Below are 17,073 nucleotides of genomic sequence, written 5' to 3' on the forward strand. Positions count from 1 at the left end.
GGGACGCCCCGGCCCTGCCTGACTGATCGACCCCGAGCCGGCGCAGCACGCGCCGGACGGGTACCGGGACTCAGAAGCCCAGGCGATAGTTCAGCGACACCGCGCGGTCGTCGCCGCGCGGCCCGAAGCGCTGGTCGTAGCCCAGGCCCAGCAGCGCGCCGTTCCAGCGCGTCTGCAGGCTGGCGCCGAACAGCCCGCCCGAGCGCGCCGGCTGCAGGTCCACCAGCGGCGCCCACGCGTTCACGCCGACGAAGCTGGCCTGCCGCTCCAAGCCCTGCGTGGCCAGCGTCTGCTGCCACTCGGCATAGCCCTGCAGCGACCAGCCACGCCCGCCGAATCCGCCCCGCAAGCCGGCCAGTGCCTGGCTGCGCGAGGAACTGGCCGCGCCGGCCATCAGCCCGAAGCCATCGCCGCCCTGTTCGCGGAAGCCATCGCTGTCGATGCGGCTGTAGTCGGCGCCGGCATACGGGGTCAGCCACGCCGGGCCGCGCCCGAACCGATAGCCGACCTCGACGCTGGAGGACAGGAAGCGCCCGGCATAACGGCTGGAGGCGTCGGCGACGGTGTCGCCAAGCAGCAGGCTGCGGTCGAGCTGGCGCTGGTACTGGCCGCTGCCCAGTTGCGCCAGCGCGTAGGCATTGCCGGCCATCGCACCGAGATAGGCCTGGCCCTGCACCTGGCGGTTGCGGCTGCGGTCCAGGCTGCCGGCATCGCTGGCGCGGCTCTCGCCGAAGGCGACGCCGGCGACGAGGTGGTCGTTCAGGCGCAGGTCCTGGCCCATCAGCCAGCCATCGAGTTGGAACTCGCTGCCGGCAAAGCTGCCCTGCCCGGTCTCGCCCAGGCGCTGGCTCCAGGCGCCGACCGCGCGCGGTCGTTCGACCAGCGTGTCGAAGCGGCTGGACAGCGCGCGCCGCTGCAGGTCCATGGTGTCGAAGGTCATCGCGGTGGCCGCGGCATGCGCCTCGCCGGACAGGCTGCGCAGCGTCGCCGACGCCGCCGCCACGCTCGGCGACTGCTGCACTGCGCCGGCCGCCTTGAGCAGGGCGCCGTCGACCGTGGCCGGGTCGTGGCTCAGCTGCGTGTTGAGCTGCGCGAACGCCGCATCCACGCGCGTCGCCGACGCCAGAGTCGCCGCAGTGATGTTGCCGAAACTGGCCGCGGCGGCGGTGACGCTCAGCGCCTGCACGGTGATCGAGGCGCTGGTGGCGTCGTAGGACAGGAACGAGGTCAGGAACACGTTCGACGGCGTGGTCACCGAGGCGAACGTGCCGGTGAGCCCGCCGTTGGCCTCCAGCACCCTGTACGCGGTGTTGTTGACCACGTAGTCGCGCTTGCCCAGCACGTACAGCGAACCGCCCTGCAGGACGGCGCTGCCGCCGACCGAGAGCTTGTCGCCGACCAGCAGGGCCAGCCGGCCGTTGCTGCTCTGCACGTAGTTGCCGCTCAGGCTCAGCGTGGCCGCGCCGACCTGGAAGGTGCCGGCATTGGCGACGCTGCCGCCGAGCGCGCCGGTGCCGACGAAGGTGGCGCCATTGCTGATCGCCACGTTCGAGCTGCCCAGGCTGGCCGCGCTGAGCGTGCCGCCCTGCACCTGGGTGTCGCCGCTGTAGGTATTCTGGGTGCCGCTCAGGGTCAGCGTGCCGCTGCCCTGCTTGATCAGGCCGCCGCTGCCGGCGATGTCGTTGGCCCAGGTCGAGCTGCCGGTGAAGCCCACGGTCACGTCGCCCCAGTCGAAGCGGCCAGGTCCCTGCACCGCCTTGCCGACGTTGAGCAGGCCGTAGCCGAAGGTCGCGTCCACGCCCGGCGTGCCCAGGTCGGTGGCGGTGCCGAGCAGGGTCTGCCGGACCAGGTCGTTGGTGAAATACGGGAAGGCCTGCCAGACCAGCGCCGCCGCACCGGACACCAGCGGCGCCGCGAACGAGGTGCCGCTGCCGTAGTAGTAGTCGGGGTTGCTGGCGGAGGTGGCCTTGGGATCGACGAACACCTCGGTGCCGGGCGCGACCAGGCAGTAGCGCATCGCCGCGCCACAGGCGTTGGAATACGAGGCCAGCTGCGTGCCGGTGCTCGAATCCGTCGCCGCCACCACCAGCCAGCCACGCTCCAGGTCCGCCGCCGGCAGGGTGCCGTTGGGGCCGGACTTGCTGGGCAGCGAAGCGATGTCCGAGGGCGTGGACTTGGATTCGTTGCCGGCGGCGAACACCACCAGGCCACCGTTGCCGATCACGAACGGGCGGTACTCGGCGGCGATGGCGTTGGTCGAGTTCAGGTCGGTCCAGTAGATGCCGCCCCAGGAGTTGTTCATCACCTTGACGCCGGCATTGATCAGGTCCTGGTGGACCTGGGTCAGGCCCAGCCCGCCACTGACCTGGTTGCCGCTGCCGCTGCCGTCGTCCTTGGGCGGGGTATCGGCAATGATGCGTGCGGACACGATCTGCGCGCCCGGCGCGATGCCGCCCGGCCACTGCCCGACCGACTTGCCCGCCGCCAGCTGCGCCACGGTGGTGCCGTGGCCGTCGACGTCGTCGACCTTGGTGTTGTTCTGGCTCGGATCGACGTAGATCAGGTTCGACACCACCCGCCCGGCCAGCGCCGGATGGTTGCGGTTGACGCCGGTGTCGACCACGCCGATGCGGTAGCCGCTGCCGTCGTAGCCGGCGCTGTGCGCGGCCAGCGTATTGGTCAGGGTCAGATGCGCGTCGAACGCCGGCTGCGGCGGCGGTGGCGAGGTCGGCGGCGGTGACGTCGGCGGCGGAGGGGGCGGCGGCGGCGGTGGGGGCGGAGGCGGCGAGGTCGGCGGCGGACTGCCATGGACCAGATTGCCGCCACCGCCACCGCCGCCACCGCACGAGGTCAGCGCAACCGCTACCGCGGCCGCCAGCAGCGACCGTGCCATCAATGCCCGCATGTTCTTCCCCTCTACCTTGATCTGCCGCACCGACCGGTGCCATTCCATTCATCGGCCGTCGGCGACGGCGATGACCCACGCCAATCTACACCGAAACAGCGCTCGCGAGACGGCCACCCCAGGCACCTGCGATTGGCAGAACCCGCGCCGCGGCCGATAATCGGAAAACCACTTTCGTAAGGGTTTGCCATGACCGAGATCGTCATCGCCGCGGCCAAGCGCACCGCCATCGGCGCGTTCCTGGGCCAGTTCAACGGCGTACCCACGCCGACGCTGGGCGCCGCGGCCATCCGCGCCGCGCTGGAGCAGTCCGGCATCCCCGCCGCGGATGTCTCCGAAGTCATCATGGGCTGCGTGCTGCCGGCCAATCTCGGCCAGGCTCCCGCCCGCCAGGCCGCGCGCGCGGCCGGCGTGCCCGACGGCACCGGCGCCACCACCATCAACAAGGTCTGCGGCTCGGGCATGAAGGCAGTGATGCTCGGCCACGACCTGATCAAGGCCGGGTCGGCCAGCATCGTCGTCGCCGGCGGCATGGAGTCGATGAGCAACGCGCCGCACATGCTGCCGAACTCGCGCACCGGCAACCGCTACGGCAACTTCCAGGCGGTCGACCACATGGCCTGGGACGGCCTGACCAATCCCGACGACGGCCAGGCGATGGGCGTGTTCGGCGAGGCCACCGCGGAGAAGTTCGGCTTCAGCCGCCAGGACCAGGACGCGTTCGCGATCGAATCGGTGAACCGCGCGCAGGCCGCGCAGCGCGATGGCGCCTTCGCTGCGGAAATCGTCCCCGTGACCGTCGCCACCCGCAAGGGCGAGGTGCAGGTCGACAGCGACGAGCAGCCGGGCAAGTCCGACGTGACCAAGATCCCGGCGCTGAAGCCGGCGTTCAAGAAGGACGGCACGGTCACCGCGGCCAGTTCCTCGAGCATCTCCGACGGCGCCGCCGCGCTGGTGCTGCTGGGTGCCGACGAGGCCGCGCGCCGCGGCGTCGCGCCGCTGGCGCGGATCGTCGGCCATGCGACCTTCTCGCAGGCGCCGGAATGGTTCACCACCGCACCGGTCGGCGCGATCCGCAAGCTGCTCGATCAGGTGGGCTGGAGCCTGGACCAGGTCGACCTGTTCGAGATCAACGAAGCCTTCGCCGTGGTGGCCATGGTGCCGATCAAGGAACTGGGCCTGGACCATGCCAAGATCAACGTCCACGGCGGTGCCTGTGCGCTCGGCCATCCGATCGGCGCCTCCGGTGCGCGCCTGCTGGTGACATTGCTAAATGCGTTGCGCAGCCGTGGCGGCCGCCGCGGAATCGCGACCCTGTGCATCGGGGGTGGCGAAGCGACAGCGGTCGCCATCGAATTGATTTGACTGGAATTAACCCCTGAAACACAAAAATGAATGCGCGTGCGCTTGACAGCCGACTTTGGCTTGTCATCATGTTGAGGGCGCGCATTCGCGCGTTGCCTAACTAAACGACGAGGATAGACACAATGAGCATCAACAAGCTGCTGATCGCAATGGCCCTGGGCCTGGCCCTGGCCGCGTGCTCGAAGCAGGAGCAGGCCCAGGACGCCGCGCAGTCGGCTAACGAAGCCGCCACCGACGCCCAGGCTGCTGCCGACCAGTCGGCTGCCGCCGGCGCCCCGACCGCCGACGCCTCTCAGGCTGCTGCCGACACCGCCGCGACCGCCGCCAACACCGCTGCCGACGCTTCGGCCGCTGCCGCCGCTGCCCCGACCGATGCCGCTGCCGACAAGGCTGCCGACACCGCCAAGGCTGCGGAAGACACCGCCGACAAGGCCAAGGACGCTGCTCAGGAAGCCAAGAAGTAATCACTTCTTGCTTTTTGCAGTCCTGAAAGAGCCGCTGGTCCGCCAGCGGCTTTTTCTTTGCCTGGCGATTGGCGGGTGCGACGACGAAAGGGTGCGATCGGCACCGCACCGCGCTGCTGCCTCCGGGCGATCGCAATGGCGGCGCTATCACGCCGCGACGCGCGCAGACGCCGCAGCGCTGCGCGCCCGGTGTCGTCGCACACGCTCCCCGCGGCACATGCCGCGCACGCACCCACGCCAACGTGAGGTTGCCGCTCCGCCGCGATGCAGGCGCCCACGCACGCACTGCGCGACACGCGGCAAATCTCCCCGCAGGCTGGGGCATGGCGGGCCCGGCTCGCCGACACTGCCATCGGGAATCGCGTACCGCCTTCGCGCCGGCGCACCAAGTACCGCGAATCGGCCGATGAAGATTTCGACCACTCCGTCCACCCGTGAACGCATGGCGCGCGCATGACAGGACGCGCTGGGCCGTCCCACGCCACACGTCCCTCCCTGCGCCGCCATCCTGAACACTTGCCCGCGCGCCTTGACGCAGGCTGCATGCGCGCCCGCCTAGGCTGCGCCGCGTCACCCACCCGTGGACGGAGAAGCCGCATGAACAAGACCCCGATCGTGGCCCTGCTGGGCGCCCTTGCACTGGCCGGCTGCCAGGGTCCCGAATCGCAGCAGGCGCAACGCGACGCCAAGGTCGCCGCCGAGCAGACCGGCGAAGCCGCCAAGGAAGCCGCGGGCCAGGTCGCGCAGACTGGGCGCGAGGTCGCCGCCGACGCGCGCGACGCCGCGCACCGTGCCGCCAATTCCGAGGCCGTGCAGGACGCCTCGGCCGCGGCCAAGGAAATGGCGGCCGATGCCAGCGAAGCCACCGCGAATGCGGCGCAGAAGGTCGCCGACAAGGCACGCGAGAACGCCAACGAAGACCCGCACAACGGCGACCGCGAGCGCCATTGAGTCACCTGCCGCTCCCGCACGTGCGGGAGCGGCAGCCGCCGTGCAGCGCGTGCCGTGCGCTGCTGCGTTTCGGCACGCTTTTTTGTGACGCCGGTCCAAGGCTGTTGCGGCGTCACAGTAGAATTTTCCGATGCCGATCCTTCTTCGCGTGCGTGCCAGAACGCGCCTCGCCCTGCTCTTCTCCGCCGCGGTCTTTGTGCTGATCGGCTTTGGCGTGTTCTCCGGGGCGCAACGCGCGATTTCCGACGCCGCGCGCGTCGCCCACACCCACGAAGTGCTGCGCAACATCGACGAGGTGCAATCCACCTTGCTGATGACCGAATCGGCGGTGCGCGGCTACGAGTTGACCGGCAACCAGGCCTATCTCACCACCTATCACGACAGCGCCGAGCGGGTGCCGCGACATCTGGCGCAACTGCGCAAGCTGGTCGCCGACAACCCCGTGCAGATCGCCAACGTGCAGGTGCTGCAGCAACTGGTGAATACGCGCCTCACGCAGATGCAACGGATGCTCGTCGTGTACCAACGCGACGGCCTGGAAGCGCTGCAGCGGGCGATGGCGCCGAACGTCTACCAGAGTTCCACCGCGGTCCGCGACCAGGTGCAGCAGATGACCGACGCGGAACTGCAGTTGTTGCAGAGCCGCGATCGCTCCAGTCAGCGCAGCGCGGACATGCTGCTGGGCCTGGCGCTGGCCGGCATCCCGTTCGGCCTGGGCAGCGTCGGCGTGGTCTATGCGTTGCTGTTCCGCGAACTGCGCAACCGCGCCAACGCCGAGCAGGCCGCCTCGATCGCCAACGAGAAGATGGAAGCGGGCATCCGCGAACTGGAGCGCACCAGTGCCGACCTCAACGCGCTCAGCCGCTACACCGGCCTGCTGCAGAGCTGCGCGGAGCCGGCCGAGGCGCTGACGGTGACCGCGCGCCTGCTCGCCGCGCTGATGCCCGACACCGGCGGCAGCGTCTACCTGCTGCGCGCCTCGCGCGACCGCGCCGAGCAGATCGTCAGCTGGGGCCAGCCGCCGGTCGGCAGCGAGCCGGCCGTGGCACCGCAGGACTGCTGGGCCTTGCGCCGCGACAAGAGCCACTTCGTGCACGCGCAGGGCCACGACTCGGCCTGTGCGCACCTGCGCGAGGATCCCTACGCCGCCGGCGCCAGCACCGCCTGCATTCCCCTTTCCGCGCAGGGCACGCAGCTGGGCTTCGTGTTCCTGGCCGGGCGCGGCGCTGGCCCGCTGCCGCGCGTCGCCATCGCCGAGGCCGCCGCCGAGCAGCTGTCGCTGGCGCTGAGCAACCTGCGCCTGCGCGAGTCGCTGCGCCTGCAGTCGATCCGCGACCCGCTCACCGGCCTATTCAACCGGCGCTACCTGGAAGAATCGCTCAACCACGAACTGGCCCGCTGCGGGCGCCGGCAGATGCCGCTGTCGCTGCTGATGCTGGACGTGGACCACTTCAAGCAGTTCAACGACCTGCACGGCCATGGCGGCGGCGACAGCCTGCTGGCCGCGGTCGGGCAGATGCTGTCGACGCGGCTGCGCGGCGAAGACATCGCCTGCCGCTACGGCGGCGAAGAGTTCACGGTGATCCTGCCGGAGACCGACACGGAACAGGCGCAGGCCATCGCCGAACAGATCCGCAGCGCCGCCCAGCAACTGAGCGCAAGCGTGGACGGCAAGGCGCTGCCGGCGGTGACCATGTCGCTCGGCGTGGCCAGCTATCCGCGCGACGGCGTGGTCGCCACCACCCTGCTGCGCAAGGCCGACGCGGCGCTGTACCGGGCCAAGCGCTGCGGCCGCAACCAGGTGCAGGCCTACGACCCGTCGCTGGACGGCATGGGCTGAACCGGCGGCCGCGACACGCCCAGCGGCCGTTTTGAAGAAAGCGTCACAAAACCGACGCGATAGAGCGGCGATAGTCGCGCTTCCCCCGACTGGAGACGACAGCCCATGTCCATCTGGAAAGACCAGGGTCCCGCGCGCAAGGATGGCCTGCCGCCCGTTCCCGGCAACGGCGCATTGCCGCCGGAGCCGCGCCCGCCGGGCGACGCCGCCCCCGGCGAACCGCTCGCCGCGGTCGCCGCCGCCGCGCCTGCGGCCCGCGCACCCGCGCCCGCCCCGGCGGCGAAGGAATCGCTGATCGCCGCCGACATCAGCATCGAAGGCAAGATCGAGGGCACCGGCCACATCCGCATCGCCGGCAAGTTCAAGGGCGACGTCAACGTGCAGGGCGATCTCACCATCGAGACCGGCGCCAAGCTCAGTGGCGGCGTGCGCGCCGACAAGGTGGTCATCGCCGGCGAGCTGGAAGGCAACATCGAATCGGCCTCGCGGGTGGAGCTGCTCGCCTCCGGCGCACTGATCGGCGACGTCAAGGCCGGCTCGCTGACCGTGGCCGCCGGCTCGCGCATGCGCGGCCAGGCCGACTTCGGCTGGGACGACGACAAGCACGCCCGCAAGGGCGGCAAGCCCGCGGAGTCCGACGCCGGCGCATGAGCAGCCCGCGTCCCGGCAGTCCGGGGGCGACCCGGACCTGCCCGCACTGCAAGGCCACCATCCTCGAAAGCGCCAGCGTCTGCCCGGCGTGCAAGCACCACCTGCGCTTCGATTCGGCGGTGCTGCAGCAGTCGGCGCCGTCGGCGCTGGTGCCGCTGCGGGTGGAGGGCAGCATCCGCCATCCGGACGACGGCAGCGCCTGGGAATACACCGTGCTGGTCAGCATCCGCAACGGCCGCGGCGAGGAGATCAAGCGCCAACTGGTCGGCGTCGGCGCCATGCTCGACGGCGAGGAGCGCAGCTTCACCCTGTCGGTCGAGGCAACGCCGGTGCGGGGCGGGAAACGCGGGAGGCATTAGCGCCTTTGGCGCTGGGATTGGGGATTGGGGATTGGGGATTGGGGATTGGGGATTCGCGGGAGCCTAGCCCCTCTCCCACCGGGAGAGGGGTTGGGGTGAGGGTACGGCTGCGCGCCGCCTGTGGTGCTGCACTTACTGTGCGGTTGCGCTGGCCGTCGTACCCTCATCCGCCCCTTCGGGGCACCTTCTCCCGGAGGGAGAAGGAGTTGCCGGCCCGTTTCCTTCCAGCGGATGAGGCCGCCATGGGCTGCCATGCCGCGCATCTAAAGCACCGTAGAAGCCTAGCCCCTCTCCCGCCGGGAGAGGGGTTGGGGTGAGGGTACGGCTGCGCAGCGCCTGTGGTCGCTGCACTTGCTGTGCGGTTGCGCTGGCCGTCGTACCCTCATCCGCCCCTTCGGGGCACCTTCTCCCGAGGGGAGAAGGGAGCGCCAGCCAGTCGATTCCGAGTTGGCGAGGGCGCGATGGGCGACATGCCGCACGCCCATGGCATTGCAGACGCTTAGCCCCTCTCCCGTCGGGAGAGGGGTTGGGGTGAGGGTACGGGCGCAGCCACGTACAGTCAGAACGACATGGCGCACGGTCGCCCCCTCATCCGCCCCTTCGGGGCACCTTCTCCCGGAGGGAGAAGGAGTTGCCGGCCCGTTTCCTTCCAGCGGATGAGGGCGCCATGGGCCGCCATGCCGCGCATCTAAAGCACCGTAGAAGCCTAGCCCCTCTCCCGCCGGGAGAGGGGTTGGGGTGAGGGTACGGCTGCGCAGCGCCTGTGATCGCTGCACTTGCTGCCTGGCAACGCTGGCTGCCGCCCCCTCATCCGCCGCTTCCGTGCACCTTCCCCCAAAAAGGGAGCCGTGGTCCCGGAGGGAGAAGGAAGCGCCGGCCGTCCGTGCCCACAGGGCGAGGGCGCGATGTCGCACGCCTACGGCAAGGCGCGCGCCAGCAGTTCCTCGACCGGCACACCCGCCTCCAGCGTGCCGAAGGCCAGGCCGTGCGCGCCGGCAAGGCGGCTGCGTACGAAGCTCGCGGCTGCCGGGCTGGCGCTGCGCAGCAGCACCGCCGCCTGCAGGGCCAGCGTCAGGCGTTCGGCCAACTGGCGCGCGGTGTACTCGTCGGTGGACGCGGCGCCGCTCAATGGCGGGCGCAATGCGTTCACCGCTGCGTCGTAGGCCGGGTCGGTGCCGGCCGCCGTCTCCAGCTCCGCCAGCACCGCAGCCGCGCTGGCGGGTTCGCGCGCCAGCGCGCGCAGCACGTCCAGGCACTGGATGTTACCGCTGCCCTCCCAGATCGAATTCAGCGGTGCCTGCCGGTACAGCCGCGGCAGGATCGACTCCTCGACGTAGCCGGCGCCGCCCAGGCATTCCTGCGCCTCGTTGACGAAGGCCGGCGCGCGCTTGCACAGCCAGTACTTGCCCAGCGCGGTGGCGATGCGCGCGAACGCCGCTTCCGACGCGTCGGTGTCGGCCGCGTCCACCGCGCGCGCCACGCGCAGCGCGAACGCGGTGGCGGCTTCGGATTCGAGCGCCAGATCGGCCAGCACGTTGCGCATCAGCGGCTGCTCGATCAGGCGCTTGCCGAACGCGACGCGATGCCGCGTGTGGTGCAGCGCCTGCGCCAGGGCCATGCGCATCTGCGCGGCGGCGGCGAGCATGCAGTCGAGCCGGGTCAGCATCACCATGCCGATGATGCGCGCCACCCCGCGTCCCTCCTCGCCGACGCGCTGCGCCCAGGCACCGGCGAATTCCACTTCGCTGGACGCATTGGACCAGTCGCCCAGTTTGTCCTTCAGCCGCATCAGCCGCAGCGCGTTGAGGCTGCCGTCGGGCAGGCGCCGCGGCAGCAGGAAGCAGGTCAGGCCACCCGGCGCCTGCGCCAGCACCAGGAAGCCGTCGGACATCGGCGCGGAGAAGAACCACTTGTGTCCGACCAGGCTGTACGCGCCGGCGTCGTCCAACGGCGTGGCGACGGTGGCGTTGCTGCGCACGTCCGAGCCGCCCTGCTTCTCGGTCATGCCCATGCCCAGGGTGATGCCGGCCTTGTCGGCGATCGGCACATCGCGCGGGTCGTAATGCGGCGCGGCGGCCTTGTCGGCCCATTCGCGCAAGGCCGGGTCCTGGCGCAGCACCGCGACTGCGGCGTGGGTCATGGTCAGCGGGCAACTGGTGCCGGCTTCGGCCTGGTGGTGCAGGTAGCTCAGCGCCGCGCGCGCCACGTGTGCGCCCGGCTGCGGGGCATGCCAGGACAGCCCCGCCACGCCATGGCGCTTGGCCGCGTCCAGGAGCTGGTGATAGGCCGGATGGAACTCGACCGTGTCGATGCGGTGGCCGTAGCGGTCGTGCGTGCGCAGCCGCGGACGGTCGCGATTGGCGTCAAAGCCGAGCCGGTACAGCGTGTCGCCGGCGAGCGCACCGTACTGCGCCAGCGCCGCGGCGAAGGCGTCGGCGCCTTCGCGTGCGCTGGCGGCGCGCAGCACCGCGTCGTCGGCCCACAGATCGCGCGGTTCGAACGGCGGCGGCTGGTTGTCGACCGTATGCGTGGCGAACGCCGGCAGGTCCGTGTGCATGCATCTCCCTCCCAGAAGCGCTTGGCGCATTGTGGCCGATCCGTCGCGCCGCCGCGAACGCGCGTGGCGGATTCTCATCTCCTGCACACCGGCTTGGACACAGTGGCGGCCATGCCGAATGCCGCTTCCCAGGACCTGGTGGTGCTGCGCCCGGAAGGGCTGTACTGCCCCGCCGGCGACTTCCATATCGATCCCTGGCGGCCGGTGCCGCGCGCGGTCATCACCCACGGCCACGGCGACCACGCGCGTGCCGGCATGGGCGAATACCACTGCACCGCCGCCGGCTTGCCGATCCTGCGCTGGCGACTGGGCGAGCAGGCCTATCGCGCCTACGACTACGGCACCCGCTTCACGCTGGGCCGCGCGCAGGTCTCGCTGCATCCGGCCGGGCATGTGCTCGGCTCGGCGCAGGTGCGCATCGAGGTGGATGGCGAGGTCTGGGTGGCCTCGGGCGACTACAAGCGCCAGCCCGATCCGACCTGCGCGCCGTTCGAGGTGGTGCGTTGCGATACCTTCATCACCGAGGCCACGTTCGCCCTGCCGGTGTACCGCTGGCCGGACACCAGCGATGTGGCGCGCGAGATCGTCGCCTGGCGCCGCGAGTGCGGCGCGCGCGGCGAGGCCGCCGTGCTGTTCTGCTACGCGCTGGGCAAGGCGCAGCGCGTGCTCGCCGAACTGCAGCCGTGGGACGACCAGCCGGCGCTGCTGCACGGCGCGGTGGCGGCCGGCGTGGCGGTGTACCGCGAGGCTGGCGTGGCGATGCTGGACACGCGCACGGTGTCCGAGCTGGACAAGCGCGCCGACTACGCCGGGCAGTTGGTGCTGGCGCCGCCGTCGGCCGCCGGCAGCCCGTGGCTGCGCCGTTTCCGCCACGCGCAACTCGGCTTCGCCTCGGGCTGGATGCGACTGCGCGGCAACCGCCGCCGCCGCAACTACGACCGCGGCTTCGTCGTGTCCGATCATGCCGACTGGCCCGATCTGCTGCGCACCATCGATGAAACCGGCGCACGCCGGGTGATCGCCACCCACGGCAACACCGACGCGATCATCCGCGCACTCAACGAACGCGGCGTTGCCGCCGAGGCGTTCCGCACCGACTACGGTGGCGAGGAATGAAGCGCTTCGCCGCGCTGTATCGGCAGTTGGACCAGAGCACCGCGACGCTGGACAAGCGCGCCGTGCTGGTCGCGTATTTCGAGCAGGCGCCGCCGGCCGATGCGGCCTGGGCGATCTGGCTGCTCAGCGGCGGCAAGCTGCGGCGCATCGCCAACACCCGCGAACTGCGCGAGTGGATCGCGCAGGAAAGCGGCCTGCCCGGCTGGCTGGTGGACGACAGCTACGACCACGTCGGCGATCTCGCCGAGACCCTGACCCTGCTGCTCGACGATCCGGCGGAAACGCCGGACCCGGCGCCACTGCGCGACTGGATCGAAGACCGCCTGCTGCCGGTGGCCGCGCAGGACGACGCCGCGCGCCGCGCCGCGGTCGTGGCCGGCTGGCGCAGCCTGGCCTTCGACGAACGCCTGCTGTTCAACAAGCTCCTCACCGGCGCGCTGCGCGTGGGCGTGTCGCAGCGGCTGGTGCAGCAGGCGCTGGCGGCGATGTCCGGGATCGACATCGCGCGCATCGCCCAGCGCATGCTAGGCGCCTGGTCGCCGACGCCGCAGGCGCTGGAGCAGTTGCTGTCGGACGAGGTGCTGCCCAGCGACCGCCAGCAGCCCTACCCGTTCTTCCTGGCCTCACCGCTGGAAGCCGAGGCCGCCACGCTCGGCGCGCTCGACGACTGGCTGCTGGAATGGAAATGGGACGGCATCCGCCTGCAACTGATCCGCCGCGACGGCGAGGTGGCGCTGTGGTCGCGCGGCGAGGAACGTCTGGACGGGCGCTTCCCGGAGATCGAAGCGGCCGCGGCGACGCTGCCGCGCGATGCGGTGATCGATGGCGAACTGCTGGTCTGGCGCGACGGCGACACCGCGCCGCTGCCGTTCACCGCGCTGCAGACCCGCATCCAGCGTCGCAAGCCCGGTGCCAAGACCCTGGCCGACACGCCGGCACGCGTGCTCGCCTACGATCTATTGGAACTGGATGGCCAGGATCTGCGCGAGCAGCCGCTGCAGCAGCGCCGCGCGCAGTTGCAGGCATTGCTCGAAGCGCACGCCGATCCGCGCCTGACCTTGTCGCCGCAGGTGCAGGCCGCAACCTGGGAGCAGGCAGCGACGCTGCGCGAGGATTCACGCACGCGCGGCGTGGAAGGACTGATGCTCAAGCGTGCGACGTCGCCCTACCAGTCCGGCCGCCGCCGTGGCGACTGGTGGAAATGGAAGGTGGCGCCGCTGACCATCGACGCGGTGCTGCTGTATGCGCAGGCCGGGCATGGCCGCCGCAGCACGCTGTACACCGACTACACCTTCGGCCTGTGGGACGGCGAGCAACTGGTGCCGGTGGCCAAGGCGTACTCCGGGCTGGACGACAGCGAGATCCTGGCGCTGGACCGCTGGATCCGCGCGCATACCACCGAGCGCTTCGGCCCGGTGCGCGCGGTGACGCCGTATCAAGTGTTCGAGCTTGGCTTCGAGGCGGTGAATCGCAGCAGCCGGCACAAGTCCGGGATCGCCGTGCGCTTCCCGCGCATCCTGCGCTGGCGCCACGACAAGCCGTTCGCCGAGGCCGACCGCTTGACCACGCTGCAGGCGCTGGCGCGATGAGCGCAGCGGCGGCGCGCCGGCGCCCGGCCGATGTGCCGCTGTACGCCTGGTTCGCGCAGCAGGGCTGGCAACCGTTGCCGTTCCAGCGCGCGCTATGGCGGCATTACCTGGACGGCGGCTCCGGGCTGCTGCACACGCCCACCGGCAGCGGCAAGACCCTGGCCGCGTTCGGCGGCCCCTTGCTGGAGGGCCTGCGCGCGCAGGCCGCGGCAGCCACCAGGAAGCCCGCACGCGGCGGCAGTAACGCCAGCGCCGCGGCCAAGGCCGCCAAAACCGCCACGTCCCCGCGCGCGCGCCGGCAGGCGCAGCGCGATCTGAAAGTGCTATGGATCACCCCCTTGCGCGCGCTCGCCGCCGACACCGTGCGCGCGCTGCGCGAACCGGCGCAGGCGCTGGGCCTGGACTGGCAGGTCGGCCTGCGCACCGGCGATGCCAGCGCGCGCGACAAGCGCCTGGCGCGCAGCGGCAAGCTCGACGTGCTGGTGACCACGCCCGAATCGCTGGCGCTGCTGCTGTCCTATCCCGACACCGCACCGCAACTGGCGACGCTGCGCTGCGTGATCGTCGACGAGTGGCACGAACTGCTCGGCAACAAGCGCGGCGTGCTGCTGCAACTGTGCCTGGCGCGACTGCGCGGCTGGGCGCCGGCGCTACGCACCTGGGGCCTGTCGGCCACACTCGGCAACCTGGACGAGGCGCGCGACGTGCTGCTGCCGCACTTGCCGCAGGCGCCGATCGTAGCCGGAGTCAAGCCGCGCACGCTGACCCTGGAGACGCTGGCGCCGGCGGTCGGCGAGCGCTTCCCCTGGGCCGGTCACCTGGGTCTGGCGCAGTTGCCGCGGGTACTGGAAAAACTCTTCGCGGTGCGCACCAGCCTGCTGTTCACCAACACCCGCGCGCAGGCCGAGCTGTGGCACCAGGCGCTGACCTCGGTGTGGCCGGAAGAGGCGCACACGCTGGCCCTGCACCACGGCTCGCTGGACCCGGCGCTGCGCAGCGCCGCCGAACAAGGCCTGCGCGATGGCAGCCTGCGCTGCGTAGTGGCGACCTCGAGCCTGGACCTGGGCGTGGACTTCCCGGCCGTCGATCAGGTGCTGCAAGTCGGCAGCCCCAAGGGCGTGGCGCGGCTGCTGCAGCGCGCCGGCCGCGCCAAGCACCGCCCCGGGGAGGCCGGCCACGTGCTGTGCGTGCCCTCGCACGCGCTGGAACTGGTCGAGTACGCCGCCGCGCGCCGCGCCATCGCCCACAGCCGCATCGAATCGCGGCCGTCGCCGCGGCTGTCGCTGGACGTGCTGGCGCAGCACTGCATCACCTGTGCGCTGGGCGGCGGCTTCGAGGCCGACGCGCTGTACGCCGAAGTGCGCGGCACCGCCGCCTTCGCCGCGCTGGATGCACCGACCTGGCAGGCGGTACTGGAGTTCGTCGTGCAGGGCGGACGCGCGCTGGCGCAGTACCCCGACTACCGCAAGGTGGTGCTGGACGCGGACGGCCTGTACCGCGTGCACGACCGCCGCATCGCCCTGCGCCACCGCCTGTCGATCGGCACCATCACCAGCGACGGCAGCGTCGCGGTGCGCTTCCTGCGCGGCGGCCGCCTCGGCGCGGTGGAGGAGCAGTTCGTCGGCCGCCTGCGCCGCGGCGACCGCTTCCAGTTCGCCGGGCGCCTGCTGGAACTGGTGCGGCTGGAGGACATGACCGCCTACGTGCGCCTGGCCAAGGGCGGCGACGGCAGCGTGCCGAAATGGATGGGCGGGCGCATGCCGCTGTCCTCGGAACTGGGCCGCGAGGTGGAGGCGGTGTTCGCCGATCCGCGCGGCGAGGCCGAACTGCGTGCGCTTGCGCCGCTGCTCGGCTTGCAGCGCGCACTGTCGGATCTGCCGGCGCCGCAGCGGCTGCTGGCCGAGCGCGTGCGCGCCCGCGACGGCCAGCACCTGTTCGTGTACCCGTTCGCCGGACGCCAGGTGCACGAAGGCCTGGCCGCGCTGCTGGCGCTGCGCTGGGGCCGGCGGCAGCGCAATACCTTCAGCTTCGCCGCCAACGACTATGGCTTCGTGCTGTCGCCGGCGGAGGACGCGCCGATCGACGCGGCGCTATTGCGTGAATTGCTGAGTCCGGCGCAGTTGTTCGAGGATCTGCGCGAGAGCCTCAACCTGGGCGAACTGGCGCGACGCCAGTTCCGCGAAATCGCCCGCGTCGCCGGCTTGTTGCCGCCCAGCCTACCCGGCCGCCTGCCGCGCAGCCTGCGCCAGCTGCAAGCCTCCAGCGGCCTGCTGTACGACGTGCTGAGCCGCTTCGATCCCGAGCATCTGCTGCTCGCGCAGGCCGAGCGCGAGGTGCTGCAGGGCCAGATGGAACTGACCCGGCTGGCCGCCACCCTGGACGATTGCGCCGCGCGCGAGCTGGCGCTGCACAGCCCACGCAGCCTCACGCCATTGGCGTTCCCGCTGTGGGCCGAGAGCATCCGCGGCCAGCTCAGCACCGAGGACTGGAAGGCGCGGGTGATGCGTGCGGCGGCGCAACTGGAGCAGCGCCATGCGCGCTGAACTGGACTGGCTGCTGGCCGGCGAACCGATGCGCCTGCTCGGCGACCGCGGCCTGTACTGGCCGGCACGGCGGCGCCTGCTGATCGCCGATCTGCACCTGGGCAAAGCCGACGTCTTCCGCCGCGCCGGCATCGGCCTGCCCAGCGGCGGCACCGCGCTCGACCTGGCGCGGCTTTCGGCCTTGCTGCAGGCGCAGGACGCGGCCGAACTGTGGATCCTCGGCGACGTGCTGCACGGCGCCGCGCCCGATGCCGACTGGCAACGCCAATGGCATGCGTGGCGCGCGCAGCATCCGCAGTTGCGGGTGGCGGCGATCGCCGGCAATCACGACCGCGCCCTGGCCGGCGCTGGGCTGGACATTGCCCTGCTCGGCACCGAGGTGGAGGACGGCCCGTTCGTGCTACGCCACGATCCGGCCACGGATACGCAGCGCCACGTGCTGTGCGGTCACCTGCATCCGCTGGTCAAGCTGCCCGGCCTGCGGCCGCGCTGGCCGGCGTTCTGGCTGCGCGACGGCATGACGGTGCTGCCGGCGTTCTCGCACTTCACTGCCGGTGTCGCCCCGGTGCTGGCGCCGGGCGAGCGCCTGGTCGCCTGCATCGAAGGCGCGGCGCTGGTGTTGCCTGTGGCGACGTAGGTCGGGTGCGGCTTCGCCTGGCCGATCGGCGATAGACACCTTGAGGACGTATCACTTGTGGGAGGGACTTTAGTCCCGACGCTTCCGCCATCACGG

At 71.2% G+C, this 17,073-nt stretch carries 12 protein-coding genes; 10 read left to right on the forward strand and 2 right to left on the reverse strand.

Features of this window, described 5'->3' with window-relative positions; translation table 11 throughout:
• Positions 1-70: 70 nt before the first annotated feature.
• Positions 71-2,893, reverse strand: a complete 2,823-nt coding sequence (locus GGR64_RS02985; protein ID WP_260302656.1) for an autotransporter serine protease — start codon at positions 2,891-2,893, stop codon at positions 71-73.
• Between the two features lie 201 nt (positions 2,894-3,094).
• Here GGR64_RS02985 and GGR64_RS02990 point away from each other — a divergent pair, with 201 nt between their 5' ends.
• The 6 genes from GGR64_RS02990 (at position 3,095) to GGR64_RS03015 (ending at position 8,535) form a co-directional block, all read left to right on the forward strand.
• Positions 3,095-4,270: a thiolase family protein gene (locus GGR64_RS02990; RefSeq protein WP_167087448.1), complete on the forward strand. Its 1,176-nt coding sequence runs from the start codon at positions 3,095-3,097 to the stop codon at positions 4,268-4,270.
• Between the two features lie 122 nt (positions 4,271-4,392).
• Positions 4,393-4,734 (forward strand): hypothetical protein, encoded by a 342-nt coding sequence (locus tag GGR64_RS02995; protein WP_167087446.1) that lies wholly within the window; start codon positions 4,393-4,395, stop codon positions 4,732-4,734.
• Between the two features lie 597 nt (positions 4,735-5,331).
• Positions 5,332-5,685 (forward strand): hypothetical protein, encoded by a 354-nt coding sequence (locus GGR64_RS03000; RefSeq protein ID WP_160948353.1) that lies wholly within the window; start codon positions 5,332-5,334, stop codon positions 5,683-5,685.
• A 130-nt stretch (positions 5,686-5,815) separates the two neighbouring features.
• On the forward strand, positions 5,816-7,525 hold the full coding sequence (locus GGR64_RS03005) for a diguanylate cyclase (protein WP_184449137.1): 1,710 nt from the start codon (positions 5,816-5,818) through the stop codon (positions 7,523-7,525).
• Between the two features lie 105 nt (positions 7,526-7,630).
• A complete protein-coding gene (locus tag GGR64_RS03010; protein WP_152246412.1) occupies positions 7,631-8,176 on the forward strand; it encodes a polymer-forming cytoskeletal protein in 546 nt (181 codons plus the stop codon).
• Positions 8,173-8,535, forward strand: coding sequence for a hypothetical protein (locus GGR64_RS03015; RefSeq protein ID WP_010342294.1), 363 nt, complete (start codon positions 8,173-8,175; stop codon positions 8,533-8,535). Before GGR64_RS03010 ends, GGR64_RS03015 begins: the two co-directional genes overlap by 4 nt.
• Positions 8,536-9,451: 916 nt before the next feature.
• Here GGR64_RS03015 and GGR64_RS03020 read toward each other — a convergent pair.
• Entirely contained in the window at positions 9,452-11,092 is a 1,641-nt protein-coding gene (locus tag GGR64_RS03020; protein ID WP_184643854.1) for an acyl-CoA dehydrogenase family protein, read from the reverse strand.
• Positions 11,093-11,203: 111 nt separating this feature from the next.
• Here GGR64_RS03020 and GGR64_RS03025 point away from each other — a divergent pair, with 111 nt between their 5' ends.
• Genes GGR64_RS03025 through pdeM form a run of 4 tightly spaced genes read left to right on the forward strand, consistent with a single transcriptional unit; the run spans position 11,204 to position 16,977 of the window.
• Complete coding sequence (locus GGR64_RS03025; protein ID WP_184643856.1) at positions 11,204-12,208, forward strand: ligase-associated DNA damage response exonuclease; 1,005 nt, start codon at positions 11,204-11,206, stop codon at positions 12,206-12,208.
• Positions 12,205-13,797: an ATP-dependent DNA ligase gene (locus GGR64_RS03030; protein ID WP_184643858.1), complete on the forward strand. Its 1,593-nt coding sequence runs from the start codon at positions 12,205-12,207 to the stop codon at positions 13,795-13,797. The genes GGR64_RS03025 and GGR64_RS03030 overlap by 4 nt, the downstream gene beginning before the upstream one ends.
• The gene (locus tag GGR64_RS03035) at positions 13,794-16,340 is read left to right on the forward strand and encodes a ligase-associated DNA damage response DEXH box helicase (protein WP_184643860.1); all 2,547 of its coding nucleotides are present in this window, start codon (positions 13,794-13,796) and stop codon (positions 16,338-16,340) included. Before GGR64_RS03030 ends, GGR64_RS03035 begins: the two co-directional genes overlap by 4 nt.
• The gene (pdeM, locus tag GGR64_RS03040; RefSeq protein WP_184643862.1) at positions 16,330-16,977 is read left to right on the forward strand and encodes a ligase-associated DNA damage response endonuclease PdeM; all 648 of its coding nucleotides are present in this window, start codon (positions 16,330-16,332) and stop codon (positions 16,975-16,977) included. The genes GGR64_RS03035 and pdeM overlap by 11 nt, the downstream gene beginning before the upstream one ends.
• Positions 16,978-17,073 lie beyond the last annotated feature (96 nt).

Origin of the sequence: Xanthomonas sp. 3307 (assembly GCF_014199735.1) — a bacterium.
GTDB lineage: Bacteria > Pseudomonadota > Gammaproteobacteria > Xanthomonadales > Xanthomonadaceae > Xanthomonas_A > Xanthomonas_A rydalmerensis.

Excerpts from the sequence above, each read along its gene's own strand:
- GGR64_RS02985 (WP_260302656.1), bottom strand. The coding sequence starts at position 2,893 with ATGGCACGGTCGCTGCTGGCGGCCGCGGTAGCGGTTGCGCTGACCTCG.
- GGR64_RS02990 (WP_167087448.1), top strand. The coding sequence starts at position 3,095 with ATGACCGAGATCGTCATCGCCGCGGCCAAGCGCACCGCCATCGGCGCG.
- GGR64_RS02995 (WP_167087446.1), top strand. The coding sequence starts at position 4,393 with ATGAGCATCAACAAGCTGCTGATCGCAATGGCCCTGGGCCTGGCCCTG.
- GGR64_RS03000 (WP_160948353.1), top strand. The coding sequence starts at position 5,332 with ATGAACAAGACCCCGATCGTGGCCCTGCTGGGCGCCCTTGCACTGGCC.
- GGR64_RS03005 (WP_184449137.1), top strand. The coding sequence starts at position 5,816 with ATGCCGATCCTTCTTCGCGTGCGTGCCAGAACGCGCCTCGCCCTGCTC.
- GGR64_RS03010 (WP_152246412.1), top strand. The coding sequence starts at position 7,631 with ATGTCCATCTGGAAAGACCAGGGTCCCGCGCGCAAGGATGGCCTGCCG.
- GGR64_RS03015 (WP_010342294.1), top strand. The coding sequence starts at position 8,173 with ATGAGCAGCCCGCGTCCCGGCAGTCCGGGGGCGACCCGGACCTGCCCG.
- GGR64_RS03020 (WP_184643854.1), bottom strand. The coding sequence starts at position 11,092 with ATGCACACGGACCTGCCGGCGTTCGCCACGCATACGGTCGACAACCAG.
- GGR64_RS03025 (WP_184643856.1), top strand. The coding sequence starts at position 11,204 with ATGCCGAATGCCGCTTCCCAGGACCTGGTGGTGCTGCGCCCGGAAGGG.
- GGR64_RS03030 (WP_184643858.1), top strand. The coding sequence starts at position 12,205 with ATGAAGCGCTTCGCCGCGCTGTATCGGCAGTTGGACCAGAGCACCGCG.
- GGR64_RS03035 (WP_184643860.1), top strand. The coding sequence starts at position 13,794 with ATGAGCGCAGCGGCGGCGCGCCGGCGCCCGGCCGATGTGCCGCTGTAC.
- pdeM (WP_184643862.1), top strand. The coding sequence starts at position 16,330 with ATGCGCGCTGAACTGGACTGGCTGCTGGCCGGCGAACCGATGCGCCTG.